The organism is Streptomyces sp. NPDC058880, from assembly GCF_042742535.1.
Classification (GTDB): domain Bacteria; phylum Actinomycetota; class Actinomycetes; order Streptomycetales; family Streptomycetaceae; genus Streptomyces.
The window spans coordinates 152,490-167,886 of the sequence record NZ_JBHYMC010000006.1 but is presented as its reverse complement, the minus strand read 5'-3'; the positions used below and the strand labels follow the sequence as shown (position 1 = coordinate 167,886).

Below are 15,397 nucleotides of genomic sequence, written 5' to 3'. Positions count from 1 at the left end.
CTACCGGCCCACCACCATCCGCACCCAGGACCCCACCCCCGGCCGCACCCGGCCCCCCCCCGGCGACCGCCCCCGCCACGACCCCCGGACCCGCCGCCCCCCCGGCCCGGCCCCCCCGCCCGGACCGGCCGGTCCCCCCTGCCCGCAAGGCCACCGAAAGGAATCAGATGCCCCAGCACAAGGACCTCTCCCGGAGAGGGTTCCTCTCCCGGACCGCTGCGCTCGGGGGCGCGGTCCTGGCGCCGGGCCTGATCACCGCGTGCAGCCGCACCGAGGTGGGGTCCGGAGCTCCCGCCGACGACGGCGAACTGCTGGCGAAGCTGCGCGGGCAGGGGTACGTCCGCGTCGGGTTCGCGGGAGAGGCTCCCTACGGCTTCCAGGACGGCAACCAGCTGGCGGGCGAGGCCCCCACACTGCACCGGGAGATCTTCTCCGCACTCGGGGTCCGTGACATGCGCCCGACGCTGACCGAGTTCGGGGCCTTGATCCCGGGTCTGCTGGCCGGACGCTTCGACGTCGTGAGCGCCGGAATGGCCATCACCCCCGAGCGGTGTGCCAAAGTCGCCTTCTCCGAGCCAGAGTTCGTCTCGCCCACGGCGCTCATGGTGCCCAAGGGCAACCCCCGGAAGCTGAGCGATCTGGATTCGGTCGCCGCCGGCGGCGCCACGGTCGGGGTGCTGACCGCCGCCGTCGAGGCGACGTACGCGCAGGGGGCCGGCGTGGCCGCTTCGTCGGTCAAGTCCCTCGCCAAGCAGCAGGACGGCCTCGACGCGCTGGTGGCCGGGCGGATCGACTGCTTCGCGCTCACCGGCATCTCGCTGCGCTGGCTCGCCCGGACGAACTCCGACGCGCCGGTCGAAGTCCTGGAGCCGTTCCTTCCGAAGCTGAACGGGACACCGCAGTACAGCCCCGGAGGCGCAGTGTTCCGGCCCGGGGCGACGGCGCTGCGGGACGCCTTCAACGGCGAGCTGGCGAAGATCACCGGCGACCCCGCCCGCTATGTCGCGCTGATCGGCAAGTACGGGTTCACCGAGGCGGAGGTCCCCCCGGCGACGCTCCGGACCGCCGGACTGTGCGCGCAGTGACGAGAACCTCGACATGACCGACTTCTTCCACGAGTTCGCCCGATCGCTGCCCGGCATCGGCGAGGGCATCGGGGTGACCCTGCTGGCCACCGCGCTCAGCGCGGCGGTGGCCCTGCTGGTGGCCTTCGGCTTCGGACTCATGACGCGCTCGCCCCGGTTGCTGGTACGCGGACCGGCCCGGTTCGCCGTCGAGTTCTTCCGCGGTACGTCGCTGTACGTGCAGTTGTTCTGGCTCTTCTTCGCCCTCCCCGTCCTCGGTATCCGGCTGGAACCCATGGCCTGTGCCGTCGTCGCCTTCGGCCTGAACTTCGGTGCGTACGGCTCCGAGGTCGTGCGCGGCGCGCTCGGCTCCGTCCCGCGCTCCCAGTGGGAGGCCGCGCTCGCGCTCGGGATGAGCCCGCGGCAGCGCTTGACCCGGGTGATGCTGCCCCAGGCGTGGGTGCAGATGGTCCCGCCGTTCGGCAACCTCCTCATCCAGCTCCTCAAGGCCACTCCCCTGCTCTCCTTGATCACCATCGCCGACCTCACCTTCGAGATGGACCAGCTCAGGTCGCTCACGGGCAGCACCGCAGAGGCCTACCTCGCCATTCTGGTGATCTACTACGCCATCGCCGCAGCACTGAACTCCTTGATGAAGGCAGTGGAGTCGTCGGCGAAGACCCGGCTCGGCCAGGACGCGGGGGGCTCCTGATGTGGTCCTGGGAGACGGCCCGGGAAGGGCTGCCGGTCATCCTGAGCGGGTTCCGCACCACCCTGCTCGCCACGGTGCTGGGCTCCGCGCTCGCGATGGCACTGGGTCTGGTGATGGCGGTGCTGCTGCGCAGTCCGACGCGCTGGGTGACCCTGCCCCTGCGCCTGGCCGCCGACTTCGTGCGGTCCACGCCCGTGATGATCCAGCTGTTCGCCGCCTGGGTGCTCATCCCCGGACTCGACGCGCTGACCCTGGGCATCGCCGTACTCGGCGTCCACTACGCCTGCTACACGTGCGAGGTGTACCGGGCGGGAATCGACGCGGTGCCTGCGGGCCAGTGGGAGGCCTGCACCGCGCTGTCGCTGCCGCGGCGGCGGGTGTGGTGGGCGGTGGTCCTCCCGCAGGCGGTGCGCAACGTCCTGCCGGCGCTGGGCAACTACGTGATCTCGATGTTCAAGGAAACCCCGTTCCTCTCGGTGATCGCCGTGCAGGAGATGGTGCAGCGCGCGAACGAATACGGCAGCGTCCACTTCGCGTATCTCGAGGCCTTCACCCTGGCCGCCCTGCTCTTCCTCATCGCCGGCTACCCCGCCTCCGTGCTCATGAGACGACTGGAGAAACGCCTTGCCCAGTGAGATTCCGACCCCGGCGGCGGAGATGGTCCGCTTCGACGGGGTCGTCAAACGCTTCGGCGAACAGACCGTGCTGGACGGGCTCGATCTGAAGGTCGCCCGCGGCGAGAAGGTCACGCTGATCGGGCCCAGCGGCTCCGGCAAGACCACCATCCTGCGTCTGCTGATGACGCTGGAGCGGGTCACCGAGGGAACCATCCATGTGGACGGAAAGCCCTTCTCGCACATGCCGGACCGCCGCGGGGGCGGGCTGGTGCCCGCCGACGAGAAGCACCTCGCCGTAGCCCGCCGGCGCATCGGCATGGTCTTCCAGCAGTTCAACCTGTTCCCGCACATGAAGGTGCTGGAGAACGTGATGGAGGCCCCCGTCCACGTACTGGGCCTGAGCAAGGACGAAGCGGCCGAGCGCGCCCGGGAGCTCCTGGACCTGGTGGGGCTCGACGACAAGCACGGCGCGCACCCCGTACGCCTCTCCGGCGGCCAGCAGCAGCGGGTGGCCATCGCGCGCGCCCTGGCCATGCGACCGGACATCCTCCTCCTCGACGAGGTCACCTCGGCACTCGACCCGGAGCTGGTGGCCGGGGTCCTCGACGTCCTCAGGGACATCGCACGGACCACGGACATCACCATGCTCTGCGTCACGCACGAGATGGGCTTCGCCCGGGACGTATCCGACCGGGTCCTGATGTTCGACCACGGCCGGGTGCTGGAGTCAGGGCCTCCCGAACGACTCTTCGAAGCACCCGCCCACGAGAGGACCCGGTCCTTTCTCGGCGCCGTCCGCTGAGCCGGACAGCACACCCAGGCACCGCACCCGGTGCCGTCCACACGGAAACAGAAGGCCGTCAGCACTTGTCGACTCAGAGAACCATCCACATCGCCGGCACCTGGCGAGGCGCCCACTCCGGCGACACCCGCCAGATCATCGACCCGGCGGACGGTCAGCCCTTCGCCGTGGTCGCCGAGGGCGGCCCGCAGGACGCGGACGCCGCGGTCACCGCGGCGCGCGCCGCCTTCGACGCGGGTACCTGGCCCGGCACGCCGGTCCCCGAACGGGCCGCGCTGTTGCGCCGGACGGCTTCCCTCCTGATCCGGGACCGCGAGGAACTGGCCCTCCTGGAGAGCCGGGACGCGGGCAAGACGGTCGAGGAAGGACGGGCGGACGTGGACTGCGCCGCCGACGCCTTCCGCTATTTCGCCGACCTGGTCATCGGTGAAGGCGCCGGACGCGTCGTCGACGCCGGCACGGAGACGGTCCACAGCGTGGTCGTGCACGAGCCGGTCGGGGTCTGCGCGCTCATCACCCCGTGGAACTATCCGCTGCTCCAGGTGAGCTGGAAGGTCGCACCGGCACTCGCCGCCGGCAACACCTTCGTCGTGAAGCCGAGCGAGCTCACCCCGCTCACCACGGTCGCCCTCGTCGCGCTGCTCGCGGAGGCGGGACTACCGGCCGGCGTCGCGAACGTCGTGACCGGACCTGGCCACACCGTGGGGGCCCGTCTGGCCGAGCACCCCGACGTCGACCTGGTGTCGTTCACCGGCGGTGTGACCAGTGGCGTGAAGGTGGCGGAGGCGGCCGCGCCCGGCGTCAAGAAGGTGGCACTGGAGCTCGGCGGCAAGAACCCCAACGTCGTCTTCGCGGACTCGTGCGAGACGCCGGAGGGCTTCGACACCGCGGTCGACCAAGCGCTCAACGCCGCCTTCATCCACAGCGGGCAGGTCTGCTCCGCCGGTGGCCGCCTGATCGTCGAGGAGTCCCTGCGCGAACGCTTCGTCGCCGAGCTGAGCCGCCGGGCCGGTCGCATCCGGCTGGGCAGGGGAACCGAGAAGGGCGTCGAGTGCGGGCCGCTCGCGTCGCTCGCCCAGCTGGAGCGGACCGAGGCGTACGTCGCCTCCGCCCTGGCCGACGGCGCGGTGCTGCGCAGCGGCGGGGCCCGGCCGAAGCCGAACGGAGTCCTTCCCGAAGGCGGGTACTTCTACGAACCGACGGTGCTCGACCGGTGCCATCGCCAGATGCGCGTGGTGCGTGAGGAGGTCTTCGGTCCCGTGCTGACCGTGGAGACCTTCCGCAGCGAGGACGAGGCCGTGGCGCTCGCCAACGACACCGACTACGGGCTGGCCGGAGCCGTGTGGACAGCCGATGCCGGCCGCGCCCGGCGGGTCGCCGCGAGGCTCCGCCACGGCACGGTCTGGATCAACGACTACCACCCCTACCTGCCCCAGGCCGAGTGGGGCGGCTTCGGCAAGTCGGGCATCGGCCGCGAACTCGGCCCCACCGGGCTCGCCGAGTACCGGGAGACCAAGCACGTCTACCACAACCTCGCGCCGCGTCCCGTGCGGTGGTTCTCGGGATGACACGACGACCGGGCTGCCCGCGCCCCGGCAGCGGCCCGGTCCACGGCGCGACCCGCCGACACTCGCACCGACAGCACCACCCGCATCACCCGCATCACCTGGAGAAACACGTCATGCCCGACCACATATACGACTACGTCATCGTCGGCGGCGGCACCGCCGGCTCGGTGATCGCCTCCCGTCTCACCGAGCAGCCCGGGGTCACCGTCGCCGTCATCGAGGGCGGACCCAGCGACGTCGACCGGCCCGAAGTCCTCACCCTGCGCCGCTGGATGGGCCTGCTCGGCGGGGAGCTCGACTACGACTACCCCACCACCGAACAGCCCCGTGGGAACTCCCACATCCGGCACAGCCGGGCCCGCGTCCTCGGCGGCTGCTCGTCCCACAACACCCTCATCGCCTTCAAGCCCCTCCCTTCCGACTGGGAGGAGTGGGTGGCACACGGCGCGCAGGGCTGGGACGCCGCCGCCATGGAGCCGTACTTCGCCAAGCTCCTGAACAACGTGGTGCCGGTGGCCGAGAAGGACCGCAACGCCATCGCGCGCGATTTCGTCGACGCCGCCCACCGCGCGCTCGGCGTGCCGGTCGTGGAGGGCTTCAACGCGGAGCCCTTCCATGAGGGCGCCGGCTTCTTCGACCTGGCCTACGAGCCCGAGGGCAACCGGCGCTCCTCCGCGTCGGTCGCGTACCTGCACCCCGTCTTGGACCGCCCGAACCTCCACCTGCTGCTGGAGACCTGGGCCTACCGGCTGGAGTTCGAGGGCGACCGGGCGACCGGAGTCCACGTCCGCACCAAGGACGGCCAGGAGATCCTCGTACGGTCCAGGCGGGAGGTCGTCGTCTGCGCCGGGGCCGTGGACACTCCCCGGCTGCTGCTCCACTCCGGGATCGGTCGGCGCGAGGACCTGGACGCCCTCGGCATCGAGGTGCTCCACGATCTTCCCGGGGTCGGCGAGAACCTGCTCGACCATCCCGAGTCCGTCATCGTGTGGGAGACGCGGGGACCGATACCCGACAACTCCGCGATGGACAGCGATGCGGGGCTGTTCGTCCGGCGCGACCCGGACTCTGCGGGGCCCGACCTGATGTTCCACTTCTACCAGATCCCCTTCACCGACAATCCCGAACGGCTCGGCTACGAACGGCCCCGGCACGGCGTGTCGATGACTCCCAACATCCCCAAGCCCCGCAGCCGGGGGCGGCTCTACCTGACCAGCTCCGACCCCGCGGTCAAACCCGCCCTGGACTTCCGTTATTTCACCGACGAGGACGACTACGACGGCCGGACCCTGGTGGACGGGATCAGGATCGCCCGGGAGGTCGCCACGACCGAGCCTCTCGCTTCCTGGCTGGTCAGAGAGGTCTGCCCCGGCCCGGAGGTCACCGGGGACGAGGAGCTGAGCGAGTACGCGCGCCGTGTCGCCCACACCGTGTACCACCCCGCCGGAACCTGCCGCATCGGCGCGCCGGACGACCGCCTCGCGGTGGTCGCACCCGATCTGACGATCAGGGGGCTCCAGGGCATTCGCATCGCCGACGCGTCCGTCTTCCCCACCATCCCCGCCGTGAATCCCATGATCGGTGTGCTGATGGTCGGCGAGAGGTGCGCCGACCTCCTGGTGTCGGCCGCCGCGCCGGAAAGGACCGTCTGATGGACACCACCAGCGATCCCGTGTTCTCCGTGCGAGGGCTGTGGAAGGTCTTCGGCCCGAAGGCCGGACAGATTCCGGGCGACACCCGGTGGGCGGGACTCACCACCGAGGAGATCCGTGCCCGTACCGGCTGCACCGCCGCCGTCCGGGACGTGTCCTTCGACATCGGCAAGGGCGAGGTCTTCGTCGTCATGGGCCTGTCCGGCTCGGGCAAGTCCACCCTGGTGCGCTGCCTGACCCGGCTGATCGAGCCCACGGCCGGATCACTCGCCATCGACGGCGAGGACGTCCTCGCCATGGACCCGTCCCAGCTGCGCGAACTGCGACGGCACCGTGCCGCCATGGTCTTCCAGCACTTCGGTCTGCTCCCGCACCGCACCGTCCTCGACAACGTCGCCTACGGGCTGCAGATCCAGGGGGTCTCCAGGGCCGGGCGCCGGGCCCGCGCGCTGGAGGTCATCGAGAAGGTCGGGCTCACCGGTCTGGAGGACCGCCGCCCCGACCAGCTCTCGGGCGGTCAGCAACAGCGGGTCGGTCTGGCGCGGGCCCTGGCGGCAGACCCCGAAGTGTTGCTGTTCGACGAGCCGTTCAGCGCCCTCGACCCCCTCATCCGACGGGACATGCAGGAGGAGGTCATCCGTCTGCACCGGGAAGAGGGCCGCACGATGGTCTTCATCACCCACGACCTCGCCGAAGCGCTCAAACTCGGCGACCGCATCGCCCTCATGCGCGACGGCGCCGTCGTCCAGCTGGGTACGCCGGAGGAGATCGTGACCCGCCCCGCCGACGACTACGTGCGGGAGTTCGTCCGCGACGTCCCGCGCGAACAGGTCGTGACCGTGGCCCGGGCCATGCGCCCCGCCCGGCCGGAGGAGACCGGCGCCGGCGCGGCCCTGGCCCCCGACGCCACGGTCGCGGAGGGCATCACGGCCGTCGCCCGGGACGGTGTGCCCGCCAGGGTGATGGCCGGGGACCGCCTGCTCGGTGTCGTCGACCAGGCCGCGCTTCTTGCGGTCGTCGCCGGACTGGAGCCGCGCGCCGCCGACGCGGGCGTGGTGACGGCATGAGCACGACCGCCCCGGACCCCGTCGTGGAGGCCGATGCGCCGGAGGTCCAGCAGCAGGGCCTCTCGTCGTGGACGGCCTGGCGGCCCTCGCCTCCTTCCGCCCGGACCCTGCTCCTGGCGTTCGCCCTGCTGCTGCCGGCCATCGCGCTGCTCGGCGACGCCGGCTGGCCGCAGGCCCTGCGCATCGATCTCGTGCCCACCCTGGACTCGTTCGCCGACTGGGTGGTGGACAACCGGGACACCCATCCGGTGTTCCTGTACTTCCTGCTGCACCTGTCGAACACGGCCACCGCATCGGTGGACTGGGTACACGGGCTGCTGACCTCCGCCGGCTGGACCGGCCTGCTGGCCGTCTCGGGAACGCTCGCCTGGTACGCGGCCGGCGCGGGCCGCAACGGCTTGCGGCACGCGGCCGTGGCGTTCGGGGCACTGGCGGGATGCGGGCTGCTGGGGCTGTGGGAGCCGGCGGTGGAGACCCTCGCCCTGATGCTGGTCGCCGTGGCAGTGGCGGCGGCGCTCGGCCTGCTGCTCGGGCTGGCCGCCGGCCTGTCGGACACCGCCCAGCGGGCGCTTCGCCCCGTACTGGACACGATGCAGGTCCTGCCCTCGTTCGCGTACCTGCTGCCACTGGTCCTGGTCTTCGGTATCGGCACCCCGTCCGCTCTGATCACCACGGTCGTCTACGCGACCCCGCCCATGGTCCGCATGACCGCGCTGGGTCTGCGGGGGGCCGACGCGTCGGTACTGGAGGCCTCCCGCTCGCTCGGTTCGACGAAGTGGCAGCGGCTGCGCACCGCGCGGCTGCCGCTCGCCCGGCACCAGCTGCTCCTGGGACTCAACCAGACGATCATGATGGCGCTGTCCATGGTGGTCATCGCCTCCGTGGTCGGCGCGGGCGGTCTGGGCGAGAGCATCTACCAGGCCCTCAAGACCCGTGACTTCGGACAGGGCCTGACCGCGGGCCTGGCCATTGTGATGATCGCGGTGTGGCTGGACCGGACGACGGCCGCGGCCGGAGCCGGTACCGGCGCGCGGCCCGGGCAGCGGGCGGCCGCGGTCGCCGCCGTGGTGGCCGTCGTGGGCCTGTTGTCGGGGCAGTTCCTGGCGCGGGGCTGGCCCGAAGGCCTGACCGTGGACTTCGCCGCCCCGCTGAACACGTCCATGGACTGGATCGTCGGCCACTTCTACCAGGACGTTCCGGTCCTCGGCGGCACGGACGTCTGGGCGGGGGGCATCACCACATGGGTGCTGAACCCGCTCAACGACGGACTTCAGGCCCTTCCTTGGTGGTCGCTGCTGATCCTGGCCGGGCTGACCGCGCGCGCCGTGGGGACCTGGCGGGGCGCCGTGACCGCCGTGCTCGCGCTCGCGGCCGTCGGGGTCCTCGGCATCTGGGGCAAGTCGCTCTACACCCTGTCCCAGGTCCTCGTCGCCGTGGCGCTCACGCTGCTGCCGGGCTTCGCCCTCGGCGTGCTCGCCGCCCGGGTCGGGCGGGTCGAACGGCTGCTGCGGCCGGTCCTCGACGCAATGCAGACCCTGCCGCAGTTCATCTACCTCATCCCGGTCGTCCAGCTCTTCAACGCCGGCCGGGTCGCGGCGATCACCGCGGCGGCCGTCTACGCCCTGCCCGCCGTCGTGCGGATCACGACCCAGGGCCTGAAGCAGGTGGACCCGGCCGCTGTGGAGGCGTCGCGCTCGCTCGGCGCCACCACCTGGCAGCAGATCCGCCAGGTGCAGTGGCCCCTGGCCAGGCCTGCGCTCTTGGTCGCCGCGAACCAGGGGGTCGTACTCGTCCTCGCCGTCGTCGTCATCGGCGGCCTGGTCGGCGGCGGCGCTCTCGGCTTCGACGTGGTCAAGGGCCTGACGGGCGGTGAGCTCGGCACCGGGCTCGTCGCCGGCGCGGGCATCGTCTGCCTGGGTCTGATGCTCGACAAGCTCACCCAGCCGAAGACGCCGTCGGCGTCCGCGGCGCCGGCGGCCCGGCACTGAGGCCGGGCCGCCTCGACCGTTCCCCCGTCCCCTCCCCTCGTTCTGTCCCCTCCCCCCTTCCCCTTGTGAAAGGCATGCTGAAATGATCACCACCATCCGTCACCGCGCTTCCTCCAGAACCGGGGTCGCCGCCGCGGGCCTGCTCGCGCTGCTGACCGTCAACGCGTGCAGCGCGGCCGAGACCACCAGCAGTTCCAAGGTCGTCAACCTCCACACCCCGTCCTGGGTGGGCGCGGAGGTCAACACCGCCGTCGCCGCGTACCTCCTGGAGCACGAGCTCGGCTACACCGTCAAGACCAAGCAGATGGACGAGACCCCGGCCTGGGACGCGATGAGCCAGGGCAAGATCGACGCCATCCTGGAGGACTGGGGCCACCCGCAGGAGGAGAAGCGGTACGTCGAGGGCAACAAGAGCGTCGTCGCGGCGGGCGATCTCGGGGTCACCGGCCACATCGGCTGGTTCGTTCCCAAGTACGTGGCCGACGAGCACCCGGACGTCACGGACCACAAGAACCTGAACAAGTACACCGATCTCTTCAAGACCCCGGAGAGCGGTGACCAGGGCCAGTTCATCAAGGGCGACCCGTCCTACGTGTCCTACGACAACGCTCTGATCAAGAACCTCCAGCTCGACTACAAGCCGATCGAGGCCGGTGCCGAGGCGACCCATCTCGCGCAGCTGGAGCAGCTGTACAAGAACAAGAAGCCGTTCCTCACCTACTGGTGGACGCCGCAGTGGATGAACGCGACCCTGGACCTCGTCGAGGTGAAGCTTCCCGAGTACAAGGAGGGCTGCGACCAGGACAAGGACGCCGTGGCCTGCGCCTATCCCGACGTACCGCTCAAGAAGTGGATGAACGCGAAGTTCGCCGCGGAGGACAGCGACGCGGCGAAGTTCCTGAAGAACTTCCAGTGGACGACCGAGCAGCAGAACCTCGTCGCCAAGTACGTGGCCGCCGACAAGATGACCTCCGAGAAGGCCGCCGAGAAGTGGGTCAAGGAGAACGAATCGGTCTGGAAGGCCTGGCTGCCGAAGAAGTAGCGCACGCAACGGCCGGCCCTGCCCCACTCGTTCATGAGGCAGGGCCGGCCGATGGCGCCACCGGGGTGGCGCGGCCCCGTCGCGTCACCGGTGGCCGGACAGAGTTGATCCGCCGGGTGTACCGGCGGCCGCACTGCCGGGAAGCGGCGGCGCGGGTCGCGGACTCCGCGCGGTCCAACTGCCCAGCAGCCTCAGCGCCTCCTCCGCGTCCGCGTCCGGGGCGGTGAAGACGACCAGTGTTGTGTCGGTGTCACCGGCCAGCGCCATGGTCTCGTAGTCCAGCTCGAGGCAGCCGATCAGAGGATGACGGAAGCGCTTCGTCCCATAGCCCTTCTCGCGCACTTCCTGCGACGCCCACAGGTCCCGGAACTCCGGGCTCCGGCTGCTGAGCCCGACTACCGTCTCGGCCAGGTGCGCGTCCTGCGGACGGCGGCCGGCCGAGAAGCGCAGGAAGGCGACGGTCTGGCGGGCCACGTCATCCCACTGGGGGTAGAGAGCCCTCGCCTCAGGGTCGAGGAAGACGTGGCGCGCGAGGTTCGGCGGACCGGTCGAGGCTCGGGCGAGGCCGGTGACGAGCGCCCGGGCGAGATGGTTGGCGGCGAGGACGTCCATCGCGGCGTCCAGCACGTACGCCGGGACCGCGCTCACAGCCGCCAGCAGACGGTGCACCTGATCCCTGACCGCCCCGCCGGGCGCATCGCCGGTACCCCCCGCGCCGACGCCTCCCCGGGGAGCGGAGGAGGACGCCTGATCGCCAAGGCGCTGCGCAGGGCCCTGCACGGGCACGCCCCCGCTCGAAGGCGCGGCGCGGCGGGTGAGGTCGTACAGGTGGGCGCGCTCCGTCGCGTCGAGGTGCAGCACCCGGGCCAGCGCGTCCAGCACCGCGTCGGACGGGTGCCGGGCGCGCCCCTGTTCGAGACGCGTGTAGTAGACGGCGCTGACGCCCGCGAGTTCGGCGACTTCCTCGCGGCGAAGACCCGGGACCCTACGGGGGCCGAAGACCGGGATGCCGGCGTCGGACGGGCGCACCCGGGACCTCCGGGACACGAGGAAGGATCCGAGCGGGTTGGATGAGTTCACGCGAGCCAGTATGCGCGCGCACCGGTGCCGCCGCCTCTCCCTGCCAGTACCCCCCTTCGCCTGCGGCCCGCGTCCCGTCCGTGCCCCGCCTGGTACTCACGAGGTAGTGGCTGTGCCGGCGCCGGACCGCCAGGGTGATCACAGGTGCACGACCGCACCGCGCCGCGGCCCGACGCACTCGATCGTCCGGGCGGCAGCACACCGATGTGAGACAGGACAGGAGCGACTTCGATGCGCGCAGTGGTCTTTTCCCGGTACGGCGATGAGAACGTCCTTGAGGTCACGGAGCGGCCCGCCCCGGTTCCGGCGGAGGGTGAGGTACTGGTGAGGGTCCTGGCGGCCGGGGTGAACCCGGTCGACTGGAAGCACCGCGCCGGCGAGGTCCGCAACGACCGGCCCTTCCCCCTGGGGATGGGCTGGGACGTCGCGGGCGTCGTGCTGAGCACGGTGCCCGGCGGCCCGGCCGTCGGGGAGGCCGTGTACGGGATGCTGCCCCTGCCGTACGGCGGCGCCTACCAGGAAATCTGCGTCCTCCCGGCCTCGGCCGTAGCACCCAAGCCGGCCTCGTTGTCCTACACGGAGGCCGCTGCGGTCCCGTTGGCCGCTCTGACGGCGTGGCAGGCTCTGGAGGCGGCCGGGGTGCGGGACGGCCGGCGCGTACTGGTCCATGCGGGTGCGGGCGGCGTGGGGCACTTCGCCGTACAGTTTGCCCGGCACTTCGGAGCGCATGTCACCGCCACCGGCTCCGCCCCCAACCTGGAGTTCATCACGCACCTCGGCGCCGATCGCGCCCTGGACCGGGCGGAGACCGATCTCTCCTCCGCGGGACCCTTCGACGCCATTGTCGACACCGTGGGCGGCGCGGTACAGCGCGCGTCGTGGCGGCTCCTGCGCCCCGGTGGCACGCTCGTCACCCTGCCCGAGGACGTGGACGAGACTCACCGCGTTCCGGGGGTCGACGCCCGGCGCATCATCGTCTCGGCCGACGGCACCGCACTGCGACGGATCGGTTCGCTCATCGACGCGGGCTCGGTACGGGTCGTGATCCAGTCGGTCCTCCCCCTGGAGGACGCAGCCAGTGCGCACCGGATCAGCAAGGAGGGCCGGGTGCGCGGGAAGCTGGTCCTCAGCCTCTGACCGGTCGGCCCGCGCCGGGACCGCGAGGCTCGGGCGGGTGCCCAGGTGCGCGGTGCCCAGGTGCCCCGGCGGTCACTTGGGTATCGAAGAGGCGACGTCGTCCAGCGTGGCGTCCGTCACGAGCCCGGTGTCCTCCAGGACGTCCATGTGGTCCTGGACCGTGATGTTGGCCTGCGTGGACAGCCTCCTGACCGTGGGGCTCTTCGTGGACGCGCGGACCTCGCCGATGGTGATGAAGACCTTGCCGTGGGAGGCCCGGAGCAGATCCACGAAGAGCCGGTCGAACGCCGGCCCCTGGGCCCGCTTCAACTGGTCCACCCAGCCTTGCTGTTCGGCGGTCGCCTGGTCGGGGATCGGGACGTTCAGCGCGAGCGCGTCCTCGCGGACCAGTTGGTCGAGTTTGCTGTGCCCGTCGAGAAGGTGCAGCCCGGCCCGTTTCACCGCTTCGCTCGACGCGCGCGTCTGGGCGAGTCGGCCCGCCGGGATCTCCCACAGTCCGGCCTGCCTGACCTTCGTGAGGAAGGTCTTGTCCAGGTCGGTGAGGGCGCCGGTATCGGCCACGTCCGCTGCTGGGCCCGTCGCCGCCGCGGGGAGTTCGCCGGACACCACCTCCACCCGCGAGTCGTTGCGCTGGGAAAGCCACACGCTGGTGGTGGCGATGGCGGCGACGAGAACGACGACCACAGCGGTCAGACGCCCGCGGCCCCGGTTTCGACGGAATGAGCGCCGGTTGCCGGCGTGAGATTTCATCATGCCTCCTCAGGTGCCCGTCGGTCCGATGTGCTGTGGTGGCACCCGATCCCGCCGAGGCCCTGGCCACGCTAACCTTTGCCCTGGGCAAACGATTCGATTCAGCAATGATGCTCAAAAGCCCGGGACCTGCGGCGGCGGTCGGATATGCTCCCCGCCCTTCGGGCCGGGTCGGCACGCGGCCGGTCCGGGCGGGCGATCCGCTCCCGCCCGCGGAGGCGGACGCCAGGGGACCTCCGGACCCGGCGGCCGCGCTGCCCACCCGATTCCCCTCGGGATAATTGGGTAAAAAGGATAAAAGCTTTCATTTCATCGCCCTCCGCCGGGCGGGAGGTGTGCGCCATGGATCCCTGGCTGGTCTGGCTGATCACCGCGGTGGTCCTGTGTGCGGCGGAGATCTTCACCCTGACCGCCTCCCTTGCCCTGCTCGGCGGCGCGGCGCTGATCACGGCCGGCTTCGCCGCGCTCGGGCTCCCGCTTCCCTGGCAGTTCCTCCTCTTCGCTGCGGTGTCGACCGCCGGCCTGATCTTCGTGCGCCCGGCGGCACTCCGCCGCCTCTCCCCGCGGGCCGAAGAACGCTTCGGCGTGGACGCCCTCGTCGGTGGCGCCGCCTACGTCACCTCGGAGGTTTCGAAGCTGGGCGGACGGGTCCGTGTCGGCGGCGAGGAGTGGACCGCGCGCTCCTACGACGAGACGCTCGTGATACCGCCCGGCACGACCGTGGACATCCTCGAGATCAAGGGCACCATCGCACTCGTCTACCCACGGGAGTGAAGCATGGAGATCTCCGCGTTCCCCGTAGTCGGCCTGCTGGTGGCCCTGCTGGCGGTGTTCACCGTGGTCCGGGCGGTGCGGATCGTCCCGCAGGCCCGCGCGCGCAACGTCGAACGGCTGGGCCGCTATCACCGGACCCTGAAGCCCGGGCTCAACGTCGTCATCCCCTACATCGACCGCGTGTATCCCGTGATCGACCTCCGCGAGCAGGTCGTCTCCTTCCAACCACAGCCCGTGATCACGGAGGACAACCTCGTCGTCGAGATCGACACCGTCCTATACTTCCAGGTCACCGATCCGCGCGCGGCGGCCTACGAGATCGCCAACTTCTTGCAGGCCGTGGAGCAGCTGACGGTCACCACCCTGCGCAATGTCGTCGGATCCATGGACCTGGAGAAGACCCTGACCTCGCGGGACACGATCAACAGCCAGCTGCGCGGGGTGCTCGACGAGGCCACCGGCAAATGGGGGCTCAGGGTCAACCGGGTGGAGATCAAGGCGATCGACCCGCCGCAGTCCATCAAGGACGCGATGGAGAAGCAGATGCGGGCCGAGCGGGACAAGCGGGCCGCCATCCTCGGGGCCGAGGGGCAGCGGCAGTCCCAGATCCTGACCGCGGAGGGGGACAAGCAGTCCGCCGTCCTGCGCGCCGAAGGCAACCGGACCGCCGAGATCCTCCGGGCGGAGGGCCAGTCCCGGGCCATCGACGAGGTGTTCCAGGCCGTCCACCGCAACGACCCCGACCCCAAGCTGCTCGCCTACCAGTACCTCCAGATGCTGCCGCAGCTCGCGCAGGGCCCGGGAAGTACCTTCTGGGTGATCCCCGGCGAGGTCACGTCCGCCCTCCAGAACGTCACCCGTGCCTTCAGCGAAGTCCTCCCCCAGTCGACCGCCACCCGCGAGGCGTCCTCCGACGGACTCGCCGTCCAGGCGGCCAACGACGCGGCGAAGGCCGCGGAAGCCGCCGCCGAAGCCCTCGCCGACGCCGCGGAGGCGGACAGCGAGGCAGGCAGCGTGCTCGCGGCACGGCCCCGGGCCGCCGAGCAGGGCGGCGACGCAGCCCCGCTGTCCGGTTCTCCGGACTGACTCCCCTGCCCGGACCAATCCGGGCGGCGGCGGGGCGGGCACCGGCGGAAAGGGCTCC

Annotated in this window: 14 protein-coding genes; 12 read left to right on the top strand and 2 right to left on the bottom strand. The window is 71.1% G+C overall.

From position 1 onward, the window contains the following. Positions 1 to 167: 167 nt before the first annotated feature. From ehuB to ACFW2G_RS06145, 9 genes are all read left to right on the top strand, one after another. Positions 168 to 1,085 (top strand): ectoine/hydroxyectoine ABC transporter substrate-binding protein EhuB, encoded by a 918-nt coding sequence (gene ehuB, locus ACFW2G_RS06185; RefSeq protein WP_037916858.1) that lies wholly within the window; start codon positions 168 to 170, stop codon positions 1,083 to 1,085. Between the two features lie 13 nt (positions 1,086 to 1,098). Next, complete coding sequence (gene ehuC, locus ACFW2G_RS06180) at positions 1,099 to 1,776, top strand: ectoine/hydroxyectoine ABC transporter permease subunit EhuC (RefSeq protein WP_384581364.1); 678 nt, start codon at positions 1,099 to 1,101, stop codon at positions 1,774 to 1,776. Then, complete coding sequence (gene ehuD / locus ACFW2G_RS06175; protein WP_384451545.1) at positions 1,776 to 2,411, top strand: ectoine/hydroxyectoine ABC transporter permease subunit EhuD; 636 nt, start codon at positions 1,776 to 1,778, stop codon at positions 2,409 to 2,411. Before ehuC ends, ehuD begins: the two co-directional genes overlap by 1 nt. A 22-nt stretch (positions 2,412 to 2,433) precedes the next feature. After that, positions 2,434 to 3,195 carry an ectoine/hydroxyectoine ABC transporter ATP-binding protein EhuA gene (gene ehuA, locus ACFW2G_RS06170; RefSeq protein ID WP_384451619.1) on the top strand — a complete coding sequence of 254 codons (762 nt, stop codon included), beginning with the start codon at positions 2,434 to 2,436 and terminating at the stop codon, positions 3,193 to 3,195. 65 nt (positions 3,196 to 3,260) lie between these two features. Continuing rightward, positions 3,261 to 4,763 carry an aldehyde dehydrogenase family protein gene (locus tag ACFW2G_RS06165; protein ID WP_037916852.1) on the top strand — a complete coding sequence of 501 codons (1,503 nt, stop codon included), beginning with the start codon at positions 3,261 to 3,263 and terminating at the stop codon, positions 4,761 to 4,763. A gap of 113 nt (positions 4,764 to 4,876) precedes the next feature. After that, positions 4,877 to 6,415 carry a GMC family oxidoreductase gene (locus ACFW2G_RS06160; protein WP_037916849.1) on the top strand — a complete coding sequence of 513 codons (1,539 nt, stop codon included), beginning with the start codon at positions 4,877 to 4,879 and terminating at the stop codon, positions 6,413 to 6,415. Continuing rightward, positions 6,415 to 7,482: a glycine betaine/L-proline ABC transporter ATP-binding protein gene (locus ACFW2G_RS06155; RefSeq protein WP_384451550.1), complete on the top strand. Its 1,068-nt coding sequence runs from the start codon at positions 6,415 to 6,417 to the stop codon at positions 7,480 to 7,482. Before ACFW2G_RS06160 ends, ACFW2G_RS06155 begins: the two co-directional genes overlap by 1 nt. After that, entirely contained in the window at positions 7,479 to 9,470 is a 1,992-nt protein-coding gene (locus ACFW2G_RS06150; protein ID WP_384680848.1) for an ABC transporter permease subunit, read from the top strand. The genes ACFW2G_RS06155 and ACFW2G_RS06150 overlap by 4 nt, the downstream gene beginning before the upstream one ends. 82 nt (positions 9,471 to 9,552) lie before the next feature. Then, positions 9,553 to 10,512 carry an ABC transporter substrate-binding protein gene (locus ACFW2G_RS06145; RefSeq protein ID WP_384581368.1) on the top strand — a complete coding sequence of 320 codons (960 nt, stop codon included), beginning with the start codon at positions 9,553 to 9,555 and terminating at the stop codon, positions 10,510 to 10,512. Between the two features lie 84 nt (positions 10,513 to 10,596). Here the strand turns inward: ACFW2G_RS06145 and ACFW2G_RS06140 are convergent, their stop codons facing one another. After that, a complete protein-coding gene (locus ACFW2G_RS06140) occupies positions 10,597 to 11,592 on the bottom strand; it encodes a helix-turn-helix transcriptional regulator (protein ID WP_384448634.1) in 996 nt (331 codons plus the stop codon). A gap of 231 nt (positions 11,593 to 11,823) precedes the next feature. Between ACFW2G_RS06140 and ACFW2G_RS06135 the strand changes: the two genes are divergently transcribed. Beyond that, positions 11,824 to 12,729: an NADP-dependent oxidoreductase gene (locus ACFW2G_RS06135; protein WP_384581370.1), complete on the top strand. Its 906-nt coding sequence runs from the start codon at positions 11,824 to 11,826 to the stop codon at positions 12,727 to 12,729. A gap of 72 nt (positions 12,730 to 12,801) precedes the next feature. On the opposite strand, the gene ACFW2G_RS06130 is transcribed toward ACFW2G_RS06135, so the two are convergent. Continuing rightward, entirely contained in the window at positions 12,802 to 13,482 is a 681-nt protein-coding gene (locus tag ACFW2G_RS06130; protein ID WP_384448628.1) for a DUF4142 domain-containing protein, read from the bottom strand. Positions 13,483 to 13,821: 339 nt separating this feature from the next. Here ACFW2G_RS06130 and ACFW2G_RS06125 point away from each other — a divergent pair, with 339 nt between their 5' ends. Together ACFW2G_RS06125 and ACFW2G_RS06120 are read left to right on the top strand one after the other, a co-directional pair. Then, positions 13,822 to 14,253 (top strand): NfeD family protein, encoded by a 432-nt coding sequence (locus ACFW2G_RS06125; protein ID WP_384581372.1) that lies wholly within the window; start codon positions 13,822 to 13,824, stop codon positions 14,251 to 14,253. A gap of 3 nt (positions 14,254 to 14,256) precedes the next feature. Further along, positions 14,257 to 15,339: an SPFH domain-containing protein gene (locus ACFW2G_RS06120; protein ID WP_384448624.1), complete on the top strand. Its 1,083-nt coding sequence runs from the start codon at positions 14,257 to 14,259 to the stop codon at positions 15,337 to 15,339. Positions 15,340 to 15,397: the final 58 nt, after the last annotated feature.